The organism is Enterobacter sp. E14S (assembly GCF_055666685.1).
Window position 1 is genome coordinate 65,330 of record NZ_JBVODQ010000015.1, and the last position, 16,551, is coordinate 81,880.

General features: G+C 55.6%; 15 protein-coding genes and 1 pseudogene. 13 read left to right on the plus strand and 3 right to left on the minus strand.

The window, feature by feature from the left end:
• The first annotated feature begins 45 nt into the window (after nt 1-45).
• From ubiE to tatD, 7 genes are all read left to right on the plus strand, one after another.
• Nucleotides 46-801 carry a bifunctional demethylmenaquinone methyltransferase/2-methoxy-6-polyprenyl-1,4-benzoquinol methylase UbiE gene (ubiE, locus tag ACZ6J2_RS21020; RefSeq protein ID WP_023309612.1) on the plus strand — a complete coding sequence of 252 codons (756 nt, stop codon included), beginning with the start codon at nt 46-48 and terminating at the stop codon, nt 799-801.
• Nucleotides 802-814: 13 nt separating this feature from the next.
• Nucleotides 815-1,420 carry a ubiquinone biosynthesis protein UbiJ gene (gene ubiJ / locus ACZ6J2_RS21025; RefSeq protein ID WP_032644779.1) on the plus strand — a complete coding sequence of 202 codons (606 nt, stop codon included), beginning with the start codon at nt 815-817 and terminating at the stop codon, nt 1,418-1,420.
• Complete coding sequence (gene ubiB, locus ACZ6J2_RS21030) at nt 1,417-3,057, plus strand: ubiquinone biosynthesis regulatory protein kinase UbiB (protein ID WP_029741825.1); 1,641 nt, start codon at nt 1,417-1,419, stop codon at nt 3,055-3,057. The genes ubiJ and ubiB overlap by 4 nt, the downstream gene beginning before the upstream one ends.
• Before the next feature lie 76 nt (nt 3,058-3,133).
• On the plus strand, nt 3,134-3,388 hold the full coding sequence (tatA, locus tag ACZ6J2_RS21035; RefSeq protein WP_023309609.1) for a Sec-independent protein translocase subunit TatA: 255 nt from the start codon (nt 3,134-3,136) through the stop codon (nt 3,386-3,388).
• Nucleotides 3,389-3,391: 3 nt separating this feature from the next.
• Nucleotides 3,392-3,934: a Sec-independent protein translocase protein TatB gene (gene tatB / locus ACZ6J2_RS21040; protein ID WP_064673078.1), complete on the plus strand. Its 543-nt coding sequence runs from the start codon at nt 3,392-3,394 to the stop codon at nt 3,932-3,934.
• A 2-nt stretch (nt 3,935-3,936) separates the two neighbouring features.
• Nucleotides 3,937-4,707, plus strand: a complete 771-nt coding sequence (tatC, locus tag ACZ6J2_RS21045) for a Sec-independent protein translocase subunit TatC (protein ID WP_023309607.1) — start codon at nt 3,937-3,939, stop codon at nt 4,705-4,707.
• A gap of 41 nt (nt 4,708-4,748) precedes the next feature.
• Entirely contained in the window at nt 4,749-5,531 is a 783-nt protein-coding gene (tatD, locus tag ACZ6J2_RS21050) for a 3'-5' ssDNA/RNA exonuclease TatD (RefSeq protein ID WP_471726575.1), read from the plus strand.
• On the opposite strand, the gene rfaH is transcribed toward tatD, so the two are convergent.
• A complete protein-coding gene (rfaH, locus tag ACZ6J2_RS21055; RefSeq protein WP_033146887.1) occupies nt 5,528-6,019 on the minus strand; it encodes a transcription/translation regulatory transformer protein RfaH in 492 nt (163 codons plus the stop codon). The two genes, tatD and rfaH, sit on opposite strands and share 4 nt — an antisense overlap.
• A gap of 173 nt (nt 6,020-6,192) precedes the next feature.
• Here rfaH and ubiD point away from each other — a divergent pair, with 173 nt between their 5' ends.
• Together ubiD and fre are read left to right on the plus strand one after the other, a co-directional pair.
• Nucleotides 6,193-7,683, plus strand: a complete 1,491-nt coding sequence (gene ubiD, locus ACZ6J2_RS21060) for a 4-hydroxy-3-polyprenylbenzoate decarboxylase (RefSeq protein WP_161496003.1) — start codon at nt 6,193-6,195, stop codon at nt 7,681-7,683.
• Between the two features lie 42 nt (nt 7,684-7,725).
• Nucleotides 7,726-8,426 (plus strand): annotated as a pseudogene (fre, locus tag ACZ6J2_RS21065) (NAD(P)H-flavin reductase).
• A 182-nt stretch (nt 8,427-8,608) separates the two neighbouring features.
• Here the strand turns inward: fre and fadA are convergent.
• Complete coding sequence (gene fadA / locus ACZ6J2_RS21070; RefSeq protein WP_008501515.1) at nt 8,609-9,772, minus strand: acetyl-CoA C-acyltransferase FadA; 1,164 nt, start codon at nt 9,770-9,772, stop codon at nt 8,609-8,611.
• Nucleotides 9,773-9,781: 9 nt separating this feature from the next.
• Nucleotides 9,782-11,971, minus strand: a complete 2,190-nt coding sequence (gene fadB / locus ACZ6J2_RS21075; RefSeq protein ID WP_471726576.1) for a fatty acid oxidation complex subunit alpha FadB — start codon at nt 11,969-11,971, stop codon at nt 9,782-9,784.
• 190 nt (nt 11,972-12,161) lie between these two features.
• On the opposite strand from fadB, the gene pepQ reads away from it, so the two are divergent.
• Genes pepQ through hemG form a run of 4 tightly spaced genes read left to right on the plus strand, consistent with a single transcriptional unit; the run spans nt 12,162 to nt 16,155 of the window.
• Nucleotides 12,162-13,493 (plus strand): Xaa-Pro dipeptidase, encoded by a 1,332-nt coding sequence (gene pepQ, locus ACZ6J2_RS21080; protein WP_471726578.1) that lies wholly within the window; start codon nt 12,162-12,164, stop codon nt 13,491-13,493.
• Complete coding sequence (locus ACZ6J2_RS21085; protein ID WP_471726577.1) at nt 13,493-14,107, plus strand: IMPACT family protein; 615 nt, start codon at nt 13,493-13,495, stop codon at nt 14,105-14,107. The genes pepQ and ACZ6J2_RS21085 overlap by 1 nt, the downstream gene beginning before the upstream one ends.
• A gap of 40 nt (nt 14,108-14,147) precedes the next feature.
• Entirely contained in the window at nt 14,148-15,599 is a 1,452-nt protein-coding gene (gene trkH, locus ACZ6J2_RS21090) for a Trk system potassium transporter TrkH (protein ID WP_023309600.1), read from the plus strand.
• A 10-nt stretch (nt 15,600-15,609) separates the two neighbouring features.
• Nucleotides 15,610-16,155 carry a menaquinone-dependent protoporphyrinogen IX dehydrogenase gene (gene hemG, locus ACZ6J2_RS21095; RefSeq protein ID WP_029739672.1) on the plus strand — a complete coding sequence of 182 codons (546 nt, stop codon included), beginning with the start codon at nt 15,610-15,612 and terminating at the stop codon, nt 16,153-16,155.
• Nucleotides 16,156-16,551: the final 396 nt, after the last annotated feature.

Consider the following 16,551-nt stretch of genomic DNA (forward strand, 5'->3'; position numbering starts at 1 on the left):
ATCTGTTACACTTCACGAACATTTTACTGATAAGCAGGCTCTAAGATGGCTGACGATTCACAAGACACAACGCACTTTGGCTTTCAGACTGTCGCCAAAGCGCAGAAAGCTGACATGGTGGCCCACGTATTTCATTCCGTGGCGGCGAAGTACGATGTGATGAATGACCTGATGTCGTTCGGCATTCATCGTTTGTGGAAGCGCTTCACCATTGACTGCAGCGGCGTACGTCGTGGACAAACGGTGCTGGATTTAGCCGGTGGTACGGGCGATTTAACCGCGAAATTCTCCCGTCTGGTGGGCGAAACCGGTCGCGTTGTTCTCGCCGATATTAATGATTCCATGCTGAAAATGGGACGCGAAAAGCTGCGTAACATCGGCGTGGTGGGGAATGTCGAGTATGTGCAGGCAAACGCCGAAGCGCTGCCATTCCCGGACAATACCTTTGACTGCATCACGATCTCTTTCGGTCTGCGTAACGTGACCGATAAAGAAAAAGCGCTGCGCTCCATGTACCGCGTGCTGAAGCCGGGTGGACGTTTGCTGGTGCTCGAGTTCTCTAAACCGATCATTGAGCCGCTGAGCAAAGCCTACGACGCCTATTCCTTCCACGTGCTGCCGCGTATTGGTGAGCTGGTGGCTAACGACGCTGAAAGCTACCGCTATCTGGCGGAGTCTATCCGTATGCACCCGGATCAGGACACATTAAAAGCCATGATGCAGGACGCGGAATTTGAGAACGTTGAATATTTCAACCTGACGGCGGGTGTCGTCGCGCTGCATCGCGGTTACAAATTCTGAGTGGAGGTGTCCCGTGCCCTTTAAACCCTTAGTCTCCGCAGGCATCGAGAATGTATTGAACGCTTTTCTGTATCGCGCCCCGGCGCTGAAAGCTGCACGTCAGCGGCTTAACGGAAAGGTATTACGCATTGTTTTAAAAGAGTTCTCGACGCCGCTTGTGCTGGTATTCAGCGAACGCCAGCTTGACGTTCTGGGGGCGTGGGAAGGTGAAGCCGACTGCTCGGTCATCACGCACATGAGCGTGCTGCCAAAACTGCGCGATCGCCAGCAGTTAACGGCGCTTATCCGCAGCGGTGAGCTGGAAGTGGAGGGCGACATTCAGGTCGTGCAGAACTTCGTTGCGCTCACCGATCTGGCGGAGTTCGATCCGGCGGAGCTGCTCGCGCCTTTTATCGGCGACATTGCCGCCGAAGGTATCGGGAAAGTCCTTCATGGTGGCGCCTCCTTTGCGCGTAAAAGCCTCCAGCGCCAGCAACGCTATGCGGCGGAAGTGCTGACTGAGGAGTGGCGAATGGCGCCCGGGCCACTGGAAGTTGCATGGTTTGCGGAAGAGACCGCTGCTGTTGAACGTGCGGTTGATGCGTTAACCAAACGGCTGGAAAAACTGGAGGGCAAATGACGCCTGGTGAAATTCGGCGCCTCTATTTTATTATTCGCACCTTTTTGAGCTACGGGCTCGACGAGCTTATCCCCAAAATGCGTATCACGCTGCCGCTTCGTATCTGGCGGCGGATGCTCTTCTGGATGCCCAATCGCCATAAAGGTCAACCGCTGGGTGAGCGTCTGCGCCTGGCGCTGCAGGAGCTCGGCCCGGTTTGGATTAAATTCGGACAGATGCTGTCGACCCGCCGCGATCTCTTTCCGCCTCTGATTGCCGATGAGCTCGCGATGCTGCAGGATCGCGTCGCACCGTTTGACGGCGCACGCGCGAAAAAGCAAATTGAAGAGGCGATGGGAAATGTCCCCGTCGAGACCTGGTTTGACGATTTCGATATTAAGCCACTGGCATCGGCCTCTATTGCGCAGGTGCACACCGCGCGTCTGAAAGAAAACGGCAAAGAAGTCGTTATTAAGGTCATTCGTCCGGACATCCTGCCAGTCATCAAAGCGGACATGAAGCTGATTTATCGGCTGGCGCGCTGGGTGCCACGCCTGCTGCCGGACGGGCGTCGCCTTCGTCCACTGGAAGTGGTGCGGGAATATGAAAAAACGCTGATTGATGAGCTTAACCTGCTGCGTGAATCGGCGAATGCCATTCAGCTGCGTCGCAACTTTGAAAACAGCCCGATGCTCTATGTACCTGAAGTCTATTCTGACTACTGCAGCCAGAACATGATGGTGATGGAGCGTATATACGGTATTCCGGTTTCGGATGTGGTCGCCCTGGAGAAACAGGGAACGAACATGAAGCTCCTGGCCGAGCGTGGAGTACAGGTCTTCTTTACCCAGGTGTTCCGCGACAGCTTTTTCCATGCGGACATGCATCCGGGCAATATCTTCGTAAGCTACGAGCATCCTGAGGATCCGAAGTATATCGGTATCGACTGCGGGATTGTGGGGTCGCTGAACAAAGAAGATAAACGGTATCTGGCTGAGAACTTCATCGCGTTCTTCAACCGCGACTACCGTAAGGTGGCCGAGCTGCACGTCGATTCCGGCTGGGTGCCGCCGGACACCAATGTCGAAGAGTTCGAGTTCGCGATCCGGACCGTTTGTGAACCGATTTTTGAAAAACCGCTGGCGGAAATCTCCTTCGGGCACGTGCTGTTAAACCTGTTCAATACGGCTCGCCGCTTTAATATGGAAGTTCAGCCACAGCTAGTTTTACTTCAGAAAACATTACTTTACGTTGAGGGTGTAGGCCGACAGCTCTATCCTCAGTTAGACTTGTGGAAGACCGCGAAACCTTTCCTTGAATCCTGGATTAAGGATCAGGTTGGCATTCCGGCGCTGGTGCGCTCCCTGAAAGAGAAAGGCCCGTTCTGGATAGAAAAAATGCCTGAAATTCCTGAACTGGTTTATGACAGTTTGCGTCAGAGCAAGAACCTTCAGCACAGCATGGATAAAATCGCCCGCGAACTTCAGTCCAGCCGTGTTCGCCAGGGGCAGTCACGCTATCTCTTTGGGATAGGCGCTACTCTACTGCTGAGCGGTACGCTGCTGCTGATCAATCGTCCGGACTGGCAGATGATGCCCGCCTGGCTGATGGCTGGCGGGGTGGTAGTCTGGCTAGCAGGCTGGCGAAAAACGCGCTGAGCGTGCGTCGCTATCGACGGGTCGCATACGTATAATGCGACCTGACTCTTTAATCATCTATCCCTGAGGAACATGTATGGGTGGTATCAGTATCTGGCAATTAGTCATTATTGCCGTCATCGTCGTGCTGCTGTTTGGCACCAAAAAGCTCGGTTCTATTGGTTCCGATCTGGGCGCGTCTATCAAAGGCTTCAAGAAAGCGATGAGCGATGATGAGAGCAAGCAGGATAAAACCAGCCAGGACGCTGACTTTACTGCTAAATCCATCGCCGACAAGCAAGAAGAAGCCAAAAAGGAAGACGCTAAACGCCACGATAAAGAGCAGGTGTAAGTCGTGTTCGACATTGGTTTTAGTGAGCTTCTGCTGGTCTTTGTGATTGGCCTGATTGTGCTGGGGCCGCAGCGTCTGCCGGTGGCAGTGAAAACCGTTGCGGGCTGGGTTCGTGCGCTGAGATCGCTGGCATCGACCGTTCAGAATGAACTGGCGCAGGAGCTTAAACTGCAGGAATTCCAGGAAAGCCTGAAAAAGGTCGAGAAGGCGAGCATGGATAACCTGACGCCGGAACTGAAAGCGTCAATGGATGAGCTGCGCGAAGCGGCGGAATCGATGAAGCGCTCCTATAGCGTTAACGATCCTGAAAAAGCGAGCGATGAAGCGAACACCATCCATAACCCGGTGGTTAAGGGCAGCGAGGAGCAGCGCGAGGGCGTAACGCCTGCCAGCGCTGAACATCAGGCTGCCGCGCCAGAACAGACGCCGCAGGAAACCGAACTGAAAAAACAGGCGCAGCCGGAAGAGCCGGTGGCAAAAACGGCGGAAGTGAAGCCCGCTGCGTCCGTTTCCGAATCATCCCCCTCGTCGAGTGATAAAGCGTAAACATGGCAGTAGATGATACTCAACCGCTGATTACGCACCTCATTGAGCTGCGTAAGCGCCTGTTAAACTGCATTATTGCGGTTTTACTCATATTCCTGTGCCTGGTCTATTTTGCCAACGATATCTATCAGGTGGTCTCTGCGCCGCTGATCAAGCAGATGCCGCTGGGCGCAACGATGATTGCAACAGACGTTGCTTCGCCGTTCTTTACCCCCATCAAGCTGACCTTCTGGGTGTCGTTGATTGCTTCTGCGCCGGTCATTCTTTACCAGGTGTGGGCGTTTGTGGCGCCCGCGCTGTATAAGCATGAACGCAAGCTGGTGATCCCGCTGCTGGTGTCCAGCTCGCTGCTGTTCTATATCGGCATGGCGTTTGCCTATTTCGTTGTCTTCCCGCTGGCCTTCGGCTTCCTGACGCATACCGCGCCGGAAGGGGTCCAGGTGTCGACGGATATCGCCAGCTACCTCAGCTTTGTGATGGCGCTGTTTATGGCGTTTGGCGTGGCATTCGAAGTGCCGGTGGCCATTGTGCTGCTCTGCTGGGTAGGAGTAACGACCCCGGATGACCTGCGTAAGAAGCGTCCGTATATCCTTGTGGGCGCTTTTGTTGTCGGTATGCTTCTGACACCGCCGGATGTGTTCTCGCAGACGCTGCTGGCCATACCGATGTACTGTCTGTTTGAGGTCGGCGTTTTCTTCTCGCGTTTCTACGTGGGTAAAGGACGTCGAGCGGATGACGAAGACGATACGTCCGACAAGACCACTGAAGAGTAAAACCAGCCGCCCGTCAGGGCGGTTGTTATATGGGGATTTGCATGTTTGATATCGGACTCAACCTGACCAGCTCGCAGTTTGCGAAAGATCGTGATGAGGTGGTTGCGCGTGCGTTTGCCGCCGGGGTGAAAGGACTGCTGCTGACGGGCACCAACCTGCATGAGAGCGAGCAGGCGCAGCAGCTGGCGCAACGCTACGATCGCTGTTGGTCTACTGCTGGCGTGCATCCTCACGACAGCAGCCAGTGGACCGCGGAAAGTGGCGACACCCTGTACAGGCTGGCAAAGACGCCAGACGTTGTGGCGATCGGCGAATGCGGTCTCGATTTCAATCGTAACTTTTCCACGCCTGAAGAGCAGGAAAAGGCGTTTACTGCCCAGCTTGCGCTGGCAGCAGAGCTTGGAATGCCCGTATTTATGCACTGCCGCGACGCGCATGAGCGTTTCCTGGCACTTCTGGATCCGTGGCTGGAGAAACTGTCCGGCGCGGTGCTGCACTGCTTCACCGGTTCACGGCAGGAAGCGCTGGATTGCCTGAAGCGAGGGCTTTATCTGGGTATTACCGGCTGGGTGTGCGATGAGCGCCGCGGGCTTGAACTTCGTGAGCTATTGCCGGTAATCCCGGCTGACCGGCTGCTCCTTGAAACCGATGCGCCTTATCTGCTACCGCGCGATATGAAACCCAAACCGGCATCGCGGCGAAATGAGCCCGCGTATCTGGGGCACATTGTTGAGAGCGTCGCGAAGTGGCGCGGAGAGGATCCGCACTGGCTTTCGGCGCAGACGGATGACAACGTGCGTAATTTGTTCGGGATAAACGTTTAAAGTTTGCGGAAGTCGGTGTTTTTAACGCTCTGCAGCACCTGCTTGTTCAGCAGATTGAGCAACAGCATAGAGCGCGCTTCCCCGTCCGGCTCGGCAAAAATCGCCTGCAGGCCTTCGAAAGCGCCTTCGGTAATCACGACGCTATCGCCCGAGTAAGGAGTTTCGGGGTCGGTGATCCCTTCGGGCTGTTGATAAATCGACAGCTGATGAATGACCGTCGACGGAACCGTTGCCGGATGTGCACCAAAACGAACGAAGTGGCTGACGCCGCGCGTTGCGCTGATGGTGGTGGTGTGGATGACTTCCGGGTCGAACTCCACAAACAGGTAGTTCGGGAACAACGGCTCACTGACGGTTGTGCGCTTCCCGCGCTGCATTTTTTCAAGCGTGATCACGGGTGTCAGGCAATTTACAGACTGACGTTCAAGATGTTCCTGCGCGCGCTGAAGTTGCCCGCGTTTGCAATACAGTAAATACCAGGCCTGCATAATCACTCTTTCCCTTAGTTCGGGGCGCAAGCATATCAAAACCCTGGCGGGATCGCTAAGTTGATTATAATGGGGGAAAATGGAACAGAGCGCATAAGTTCACGCTTATTTAACAAAATTACAGCATCAAGCAGGCTTACGCCGTATAATGAAGCGCTTACAGAGAGGCCATGATTAACTGCATGAAATACCACGATCTCCGCGACTTCCTGACGCTGCTGGAAAAGCAGGGTGAACTCAAACGTATTACACTTCCTGTCGATCCTTATCTGGAGATGACAGAAATTGCTGACCGCACCCTGCGTGCCGGTGGCCCCGCATTACTGTTTGAAAATCCGAAAGGTTACTCCATGCCGGTGCTGTGCAACCTGTTTGGTACACCGCGTCGTGTTGCACTGGGAATGGGGCAGGAAGACGTCTCTGCGCTGCGTGAAGTCGGTAAACTGCTGGCGTTTCTGAAAGAGCCGGAGCCACCGAAAGGCTTCCGCGATCTGTTCGACAAGCTGCCGCAGTTTAAGCAGGTGCTGAACATGCCCACCAAACGCCTGCGCGGTGCGCCGTGCCAGCAGAAAGTGCTGGAAGGCGATGCGGTTGATCTGACCAAAATCCCTATCATGCAGTGCTGGCCTGAAGATGCCGCTCCGCTGATCACCTGGGGGCTGACCGTTACGCGCGGCCCGCACAAAGAGCGGCAAAACCTCGGTATTTACCGCCAGCAGCTGATTGGCAAGAATAAACTCATCATGCGCTGGCTGTCGCATCGCGGCGGCGCGCTGGATTTCCAGGAGTGGTGCGCCGCGCATCCGGGGGAACGTTTCCCGGTGTCTGTCGCCTTAGGCGCCGATCCGGCCACCATTCTGGGAGCCGTCACGCCCGTGCCGGATACGCTCTCTGAATATGCGTTTGCAGGCCTGCTGCGCGGAACGAAAACCGAAGTCGTGAAGTGTATCTCTAACGATCTCGAAGTTCCGGCCAGTGCGGAAATTGTGCTGGAGGGTTACCTCGAGCAAGGTGAAATGGCGCCAGAAGGCCCCTACGGCGACCACACTGGCTATTACAACGAAGTGGATAACTTCCCGGTGTTTACCGTGACGCACATTACGCAGCGTGAAGATGCGATTTATCACTCCACGTATACCGGACGTCCACCGGATGAACCGGCGGTGCTTGGCGTGGCGCTGAATGAAGTGTTTGTGCCGATCCTGCAAAAGCAGTTCCCGGAAATTGTTGATTTTTATCTGCCGCCTGAAGGATGCTCGTATCGCATGGCGGTGGTCACGATGAAGAAGCAGTATCCTGGTCACGCTAAACGCGTGATGATGGGCGTATGGTCTTTCCTGCGCCAGTTTATGTATACCAAATTTGTTATTGTCTGCGATGATGACGTTAACGCCCGCGACTGGAATGACGTAATCTGGGCCATTACCACGCGAATGGACCCGGCGCGCGATACGGTGTTAGTCGAAAACACGCCGATAGATTACCTGGATTTTGCCTCGCCGGTTTCCGGTCTTGGCTCAAAGATGGGACTGGATGCCACAAATAAATGGCCTGGCGAAACCGACCGTGAATGGGGTCGCCCGATCAAAAAAGATCCTGCAGTGACCGCGCGAATTGACGCGATCTGGGACGAGCTGGCCATAATGAATAACGGTAAACCATGAGCTAACCGTTAAGCCCTATAGACTTCCCGACAGAGAGAGCGAATGACAACCTTAAGCTGTAAAGTGACCTCGGTAGATGCCATCACCGACACCGTATATCGCGTCCGTTTAGTGCCAGAAGCGCCATTCTCTTTCCGCGCGGTCAGTACCTGATGGTTGTGATGGATGAGCGTGATAAGCGTCCTTTCTCTATGGCCTCAACGCCAGCGGAGCAGGAATTTATTGAGCTTCATATTGGTGCGTCAGAGCTTAACCTGTATGCGATGGCGGTGATGGATCGGATCCTGAAGGAACGTGAAATCGTGGTGGATATTCCGCACGGCGATGCGTGGTTGCGCGATGATGAAGACCGTCCGCTGATCCTGATCGCTGGCGGTACGGGCTTCTCTTATGTGCGCTCTATTCTGTTGACCGCCCTGGCGCGTAACCCGGACCGTGACATCACTATTTACTGGGGTGGCCGCGAAGAGAAACATCTGTACGACCTGTCCGAGCTGGAAGCGCTGAGCGTAACCCATCCTAACCTGCGCATTGAGCCGGTGGTTGAGCAGCCGGAAGAGGGCTGGCGTGGTCGCAGCGGGACGGTGCTGACGGCGGTGCTGCAGGATCATGGCACGCTGGCAGGGCACGATATCTATATCGCTGGCCGTTTTGAGATGGCGAAAATTGCCCGCGACCTGTTCTGCAACGAACGTGACGCGCGTGAAGACCGCCTGTTTGGCGATGCGTTTGCCTTCATTTAAATAAAAAACCCGCCCCTGACAGGCGGGAAGAACGGCAACTAAACTGTCTCTCTTCGCCAATGACGCCATAACTGCGTTGGCTGCGCTCGTTCACCCGAATCACTTACTTGAGTAAGCTCATCGGGATTCGCTCGCTTGCCGCCTTGTTCTGACGCCATTGGCTTTGAGATACTTTTCCTGATTTACACTCTTTCAAACACCGTCGCGATACCCTGACCCAGCCCGATACACATCGTTGCCAGACCAAACTGGGCATCTTTGCGTTCCATCAGATTGATAAGCGTTGTGCTGATACGCGCTCCGGAGCAGCCCAGCGGGTGACCGAGGGCGATCGCGCCGCCGTTGAGGTTAATCTTCTCGTCGATCTGCTCCATTAACCCCAGATCTTTAATGCACGGCAGGATCTGCGCGGCGAACGCTTCGTTCATTTCAAACAGGTCGATGTCGCTGGCGGTTAATCCCGCTTTTTTCAGCGCCAGCTTCGAGGCCGGAACCGGGCCGTAACCCATGATTGAAGGATCGCAGCCCACGACCGCCATCGAACGTACCCGAGCGCGAGGGGTTAAGCCCAGCTCGCGGGCGCGGCTTTCGCTCATCACCAGCATCGCGGCGGCACCGTCTGACAGCGCCGATGAAGTACCTGCCGTTACCGTACCGGTGACCGGATCAAACGCCGGGCGCAGAGTAGAAAGCGCTTCTACGGTGGTTTCCGGGCGGATGACTTCGTCGTAGCTGAACTGCTTCAGTACGCCGTCTGCGTCGTGACCGCCGGTCGGGATGATCTCATTCTTAAAGGCGCCGGACTGCGTCGCCGCCCATGCGCGAGCGTGAGAGCGCGCGGCAAAGGCATCCTGCATTTCACGGCTGATGCCGTGCAGACGAGAGAGCATCTCGGCGGTCAGACCCATCATCCCCGCGGCTTTCGCCACGTTACGGCTCATGCCTGGGTGGAAATCGACCCCGTGGCTCATCGGCACGTGGCCCATGTGCTCAACGCCGCCCACCAGGCAGGCCTGCGCATCGCCGGTCATGATCATGCGCGCCGCGTCGTGCAGCGCCTGCATTGATGAACCGCACAGGCGGTTCACGGTGACGGCCGGAACCGAATGTGGGATCTCCGCCAGCAGCGACGCGTTACGGGCGATGTTGAAACCTTGCTCCAGGGTCTGCTGCACGCAGCCCCAGTAGATATCGTCCAGCGCAGCAGGATCCAGCGCCGGGTTACGCGCCAGCAGGCTACGCATCAGATGCGCGGAGAGATCTTCCGCACGCACGTTACGGAATGCACCGCCTTTTGAACGGCCCATCGGGGTGCGAATCGCATCAACAATGACAACCTTTTCCATTGTGACTCCTTAAGCCGTTTTCAGCTCGCCAACCGGACGGGCTGGCTCAACTGCTGGGTAGTAGGGTTCGTTATGGCGCGCTTTGTTACGCAGCCCTTCCGGCACCTCATAAAGCGGGCCGAGGTGCTGATACTGCTGAGCCATATCGAGATAGCGGGCGCTGCCGAGCGTGTCCAGCCAGCGGAACGCGCCGCCGTGGAACGGAGGGAAGCCCAGGCCGTATACCAGCGCCATATCGGCTTCTGCCGGGCTGGCGATGATGCCTTCTTCCAGGCAACGCACCACTTCGTTGACCATCGGGATCATCATCCGGGCGATGATTTCATCGTCGGAGAAGTCGCGTTTCGGCTGACTGACTTCAGCCAGCAGGCCATCCACCGCGGCATCTTCTTCTTTCTTCGGTTTGCCTTTGCTGTCTTCTTTATAGCGCCAGAAGCCCAGGCCGTTTTTCTGGCCGAAGCGGTTGGCGTCAAACAGTGCGTCAATGGCGTCGCGATAATCTTTCTGCATACGCTGCGGGAAGCCTGCCGCCATCACCGCCTGAGCGTGGTGGGCGGTATCAATGCCGACCACGTCCAGCAGATACGCCGGGCCCATCGGCCAGCCGAACTGTTTTTCCATCACTTTGTCGATTTTGCGGAAGTCCGCACCGTCGCGCAGCAGCTGGCTGAAGCCTGCGAAGTAAGGGAACAGCACGCGGTTGACGAAGAAGCCCGGGCAGTCGTTAACGACGATCGGTGTTTTACCCATCTTGCTTGCCCACGCCACCACTTTAGCAATGGTTTCGTCAGAGGTTTTTTCCCCGCGGATCACTTCGACCAGCGGCATACGGTGTACCGGGTTGAAGAAGTGCATCCCGCAGAAGTTTTCCGGACGCTTCAGCACGCTCGCCAGTTCGCTGATTGGAATGGTGGAGGTGTTAGAGGCCAGCACGGTCTCAGGACGAACCTTGTCTTCCGTTTCTGCCAGCACCGCTTTTTTGACTTTCGGGTTCTCGACGACGGCTTCGACTACTACGTCCACGCGGTCGAAACCGCTGTATTCCAGCACGGGCTGAATGGTGGAGATCACGCCTGCAAGCTTCAGCCCGTCAATTTTTCCGCGCTCCAGCTGTTTATTCAGCAGCTTGGCCACTTCGGTCATGCCCAGCGTCAGGGATTTCTCGCTGATGTCTTTCATCACTACCGGCACGCCTTTCCAGGCGGACTGGTAAGCGATGCCGCCACCCATAATGCCGGCGCCGAGTACCGCCGCATGTTTTGGCGTCTCAACGTTTTTGGTCAGCTGCTTGGCTTTACCCTTCACGAACTGATCGTTGAGGAAGATACCGACCAGCGCGCGGGCTTCATTGGTGTGCGCCAGCGGGACAAAGCTCTTATTTTCGAGCTTCAGCGCTTCATCGCGTCCGAGACGGGCAGCCGCTTCAATGGTTTTCACCGCCGTGATCGGTGCCGGGTAGTGTTTACCCGCCGTCTGCATCACCATGCCTTTGGCGATGGTGAAGCTCATGGTGGCTTCAATTTTGCTGAGTTTTAACGGCTCCAGCTTCGGCTGGCGTTTGGCTTTCCAGTCGAGATCGCCGTTTATGGCCTGACGCAGAATGGCGAGTGCACCTTCAACCAGTTTCTCTGGCTTCACGACGCCGTCGACCAGGCCGATTTTCTGAGCCTGTTCTGCGCCGACGTCTTTACCTGCGGCAATGATCTCAAGGGCGCTGTCGGCACCCAGCATGCGCGGCATACGCACGGAGCCGCCAAAGCCCGGCATGATGCCCAGCTTGGTTTCCGGCAGGCCGATGCGCAGGTCCGGCGTCGCCAGACGGTAGTCGGTCGCGAGTACACATTCGCAGCCGCCGCCCAGCGCGTAGCCGTTAACGGCGGAAATGGTCGGGACAGGCAGATCTTCCAGACGATTAAAGACGCTGTTGGCAAAGTGCAGCCACTGGCTCAGCTGTTCTTCCGGGACCAGGAACAGCGAAAGGAACTCGGTGATATCGGCACCGACAATAAAGGCCACTTTGTTCGAACGCAGCAGCAGCCCTTTTAATTCAGGTTGTTTTTCAAGAACATCCAGCGCCTGGCCAAGACTGGCCACCGTCGCGGTATCAAGCTTGTTCACTGAGCCGGGAGCATCGAACACCAGTTCGGCAATGCCATCTTCCAGCCAGTTGAGGTACAGGGTGTCGCCTTTGTAGAGCATGTCAGTCTCCTGAATCCAGCAATTGGATCTGGTCATACCAGATGAAACGGAGTGTGGGATTTGTGTTAATAAAATGCAAATTACTCATTAAGAAAATGCTGCATTGATCACGGTCAGTGGAAATCACGCAGCCGGAGTGAGGTGTGCTAAGATGCGATGACTTGAGGTCAAAAAAACGAAAGGAAGAATGATGGACTCACTGGCTTCGCTTTATAAAAATCATATCGTTACCCTACAGGAACGTACCCGCGATGTACTGGCCCGCTTTAAGCTGGATGCGCTGCTGATCCACTCCGGCGAGCTGATGAATACCTTTCTGGATGACCACGCTTATCCGTTTAAGGTGAACCCGCAGTTCAAAGCCTGGGTGCCGGTGACTCAGGTTCCAAATTGCTGGCTGCTGGTAGACGGCGTGAACAAGCCGAAACTGTGGTTCTACCTGCCGGTCGATTACTGGCACAACGTAGAACCGCTGCCGACCTCTTTCTGGACGGAAGAGATTGATGTGATTGCACTGCCGAAAGCGGACGGCATTGGCAGCCAGCTGCCTGCCGCGCGAGGCAACATCGGCTACATTGGCCCTGTTCCGGAGCGCGCGCTGGGTCTGGATATTCCGGCAGACAAACTCAATCCGAAAGGGGTGCTGGATTACCTGCACTATTACCGCGCATATAAAACCGACTACGAACTTTACTGCATGCGTGAAGCGCAAAAAACGGCGGTGAATGGCCACCGTGCCGCGCACGAAGCGTTCCAGTCGGGGATGAGCGAGTTCGACATCAATCAGGCCTATCTGACCGCGACGGGCCACCGTGATACCGACGTGCCGTACAGCAATATCGTCGCGCTGAACGAGCACGCGTCCGTGCTTCACTACACCAAACTGGATCATCATGTTCCGTCGGAAATGCGCAGCTTCCTGCTGGACGCAGGGGCAGAGTATAACGGCTATGCGGCCGACCTGACCCGTACCTGGGCGGCGAATGCGGATACCGATTTCGCGCAGCTGATTAAAGACGTGAACGATGAACAGCTGGCGCTGATTGGCACCATGAAGGCGGGAACCAGCTATGTGGATTACCACATCCAGTTCCATCAGCGCATCGCAAAACTGCTGCGTAAACATCAGATTGTGAAAGACATGAGCGAAGAGGCGATGGTCGAGAACGATCTAACCGGGCCATTCATGCCGCACGGTATCGGCCACCCGCTGGGCCTGCAGGTTCACGACGTTGCGGGCTTTATGCAGGATGACACCGGGACGCACCTGGCGGCACCGTCTAAATATCCTTACCTGCGCTGCACCCGTATTCTGGAGCCGCGTATGGTGCTGACGATTGAACCAGGGATCTACTTTATCGAATCCCTGCTGGTGCCGTGGCGTGAAGGCCAGTTCAGCAAACACTTCAACTGGGAAAAAATTGACGCGCTGAAGCCGTTTGGCGGTATTCGCATCGAAGATAACGTGGTGGTTCACGAAAACGGTATCGAGAATATGACGCGAGACCTGAAGCTGGCCTGATGGAAAGCTGGCTGATACCGGCTGAACCGGTCACCTTTGTTGAGGAAATCAAGAAAAGCCGCTTTATTACGCTGCTGGCGCATACCGACGGCGTAGAGGCGGCAAAGGCGTTTGTCGAGTCCGTTCGGGCTGAGCATCCTGACGCGCGTCACCACTGTGTGGCGTGGGTGGCAGGGCCGCCTGATGATTCGCAACAGCTGGGGTTTTCCGACGACGGTGAACCGGCGGGCACGGCCGGTAAACCCATGCTTTCGCAGCTGATGGGCAGCGGCGTGGGTGAAATTACCGCCGTGGTGGTGCGCTACTACGGCGGCATCCTGTTAGGCACGGGTGGGCTGGTAAAAGCCTATGGCGGCGGAGTTCAGCAGGCACTGAATATGCTCACAACTATCCGCAAAACGCCGCTCACCGAATATACTTTGTTGTGCGATTACGCTCAGCTATCGGGCATTGAAACGCTGCTCAAACAGTTTAACGGCGTCATCGTGCACAGTGAATATCAGGCAATGGTGCAATTACGCGTGGCGCTTCCGCAGGCGGAGCTGGCTGCTTTTTCAGCAAAATTGGCTGATTTTAGTCGTGGTTCGTTGCAATTGCTGCCGATTGAAGAATAATCCCCACCTCACTTTTTGAATACCAAAGGAAGCGGCAGAGATGCATTTTCGTGCCATAACCCGAATCGTTGGACTGCTGGTCATACTCTTTTCCGGGACGATGATTCTCCCGGGACTGGTGGCGCTTATCTACCGGGACGGCGCGGGGCGGGCATTTACCCAGACCTTCTTTGTCGCGCTGGCGATCGGCTCGCTGCTGTGGTGGCCAAACCGTCGTCAGAAAGGTGAACTGAAATCTCGCGAAGGATTTCTGATTGTGGTCCTGTTCTGGACGGTGCTGGGGAGCGTCGGTTCGCTGCCCTTCATCTTCTCTGAACAGCCTAACCTGAGCATTACGGATGCCTTTTTTGAATCGTTCTCCGGTTTAACAACCACCGGGGCGACGACGCTGGTGGGTCTGGATTCTCTCCCGCACGCCATTCTCTTTTATCGCCAGATGCTGCAGTGGTTCGGGGGGATGGGGATCATCGTCCTGGCGGTGGCTATTCTCCCTATTCTGGGCGTTGGCGGCATGCAGCTCTATCGCGCTGAAATGCCCGGGCCGCTGAAAGATAACAAAATGCGCCCGCGTATTGCCGAGACGGCGAAAACCCTCTGGCTTATCTATGTATTACTGACGGTGGCCTGTGCGCTGGCTCTATGGTTTGCCGGGATGCCCGCTTTCGACGCCATCGGACACAGCTTTGCGACGATCGCTATCGGCGGGTTCTCCACCCACGATGCCAGCGTCGGCTACTTCGACAGCCCAACGATTAACACGATTATTGCCATTTTCCTGCTGATTTCAGGCTGTAACTACGGTCTGCACTTCTCTTTACTGAGCGGGCGCAGCCTGAAGGTGTACTGGCGTGACCCAGAGTTCCGCATGTTTATTGGCGTCCAGCTTACGCTGGTGATCATCTGTACCCTGGTGCTGTGGTTCCATGATGTCTACAACTCCGCGCTGACCACGCTAAATCAGGCGTTCTTCCAGGTGGTATCGATGGCGACGACCGCCGGGTTTACCACCGACAGCATCGCGCGCTGGCCGCTGTTCCTGCCGGTGCTGCTTTTATGCTCGGCATTTATCGGGGGCTGTGCGGGTTCTACGGGCGGTGGCCTGAAGGTAATTCGTATTCTGCTGCTGTTTAAGCAGGGCAACCGTGAGCTGAAGCGCCTGGTCCACCCGAACGCGGTTTACAGCATTAAGCTGGGAAACCGCGCGCTGCCGGAACGTATCCTCGAAGCGGTGTGGGGATTCTTCTCGGCGTATGCGCTGGTCTTTATCGTCAGTATGCTGGCGATTATCGCGACGGGGGTGGATGATTTCTCCGCCTTTGCGTCCGTCGTAGCAACATTGAATAACCTCGGGCCCGGCCTGGGCGTTGTGGCGGATAACTTTGCCAGCATGAACCCGGTCGCGAAATGGATCCTCATCGCCAATATGCTGTTTGGTCGTCTTGAGGTCTTTACGCTGCTGGTGCTGTTCACCCCTACATTCTGGCGCGAGTAAGGAGCCGTTGATGAAAACACTGATTCTGTTCTCTACGCGAGACGGGCAAACGCGCGAGATTGCCGCGTATCTGGCATCGGAATTAAAAGAGCTGGGTATTTACTCGGATGTGGTGAACCTGAACCGTGCGGAGCAGATTGCCTGGCAGGAGTACGATCGCGTGGTAATTGGCGCGTCAATTCGTTACGGGCATTTCCATCCGGCGCTGGATCGCTTTGTGAAAAAGCACACGGCGGTGCTCAACAAATTGCCTGGTGCGTTTTACTCGGTCAACCTGGTCGCACGTAAAGCCGAGAAGCGTACGCCGCAGACCAACAGCTACACGCGCAAGTTTTTACTCAGCTCGCCGTGGCAGCCTGACCTGTGCGCCGTCTTTGCCGGCGCGCTGCGTTACCCTCGCTACCGCTGGTATGACCGCTTTATGATCCGCCTGATTATGAAGATGACGGGGGGTGAAACCGATACGCGTAAAGAAGTGGTTTATACCGACTGGTCGCAGGTGGCCAGTTTTGCGCGGGAAATCGCACATTTAACGGGCGATTCGCGACATAAATAAGCGTTAAGTTTGAAAAGTGAGCGAACGAAAAGTTTTTTGTATTTTATGCTTGTCACGTCGGAATAACTCCCTATAATGCGCCTCCACTGACACGGAACAACGGCACACACGCCGCCGGGTCAGCAGAGAAAAGCGAAATTAATCACTTGACTCTGAAGCGGGAAAGCGTAATATGCACACCCCGCGCCGCTGCGAAAAGCGAAGCGGCACTGCTCTTTAACAATTTATCAGACAATCTGTGTGGGCACTCAAAGTGACATGGATTCTTAATGTCTTCGGACAATAAATGAATACCAAGTCTCTGAGTGAACATACGTAATTCATTACGAAGTTTAATTCACGAGCATCAAACTTAAATTGAAGAGTTTGATCATGGCTCAGATTGAACGCTGGCGG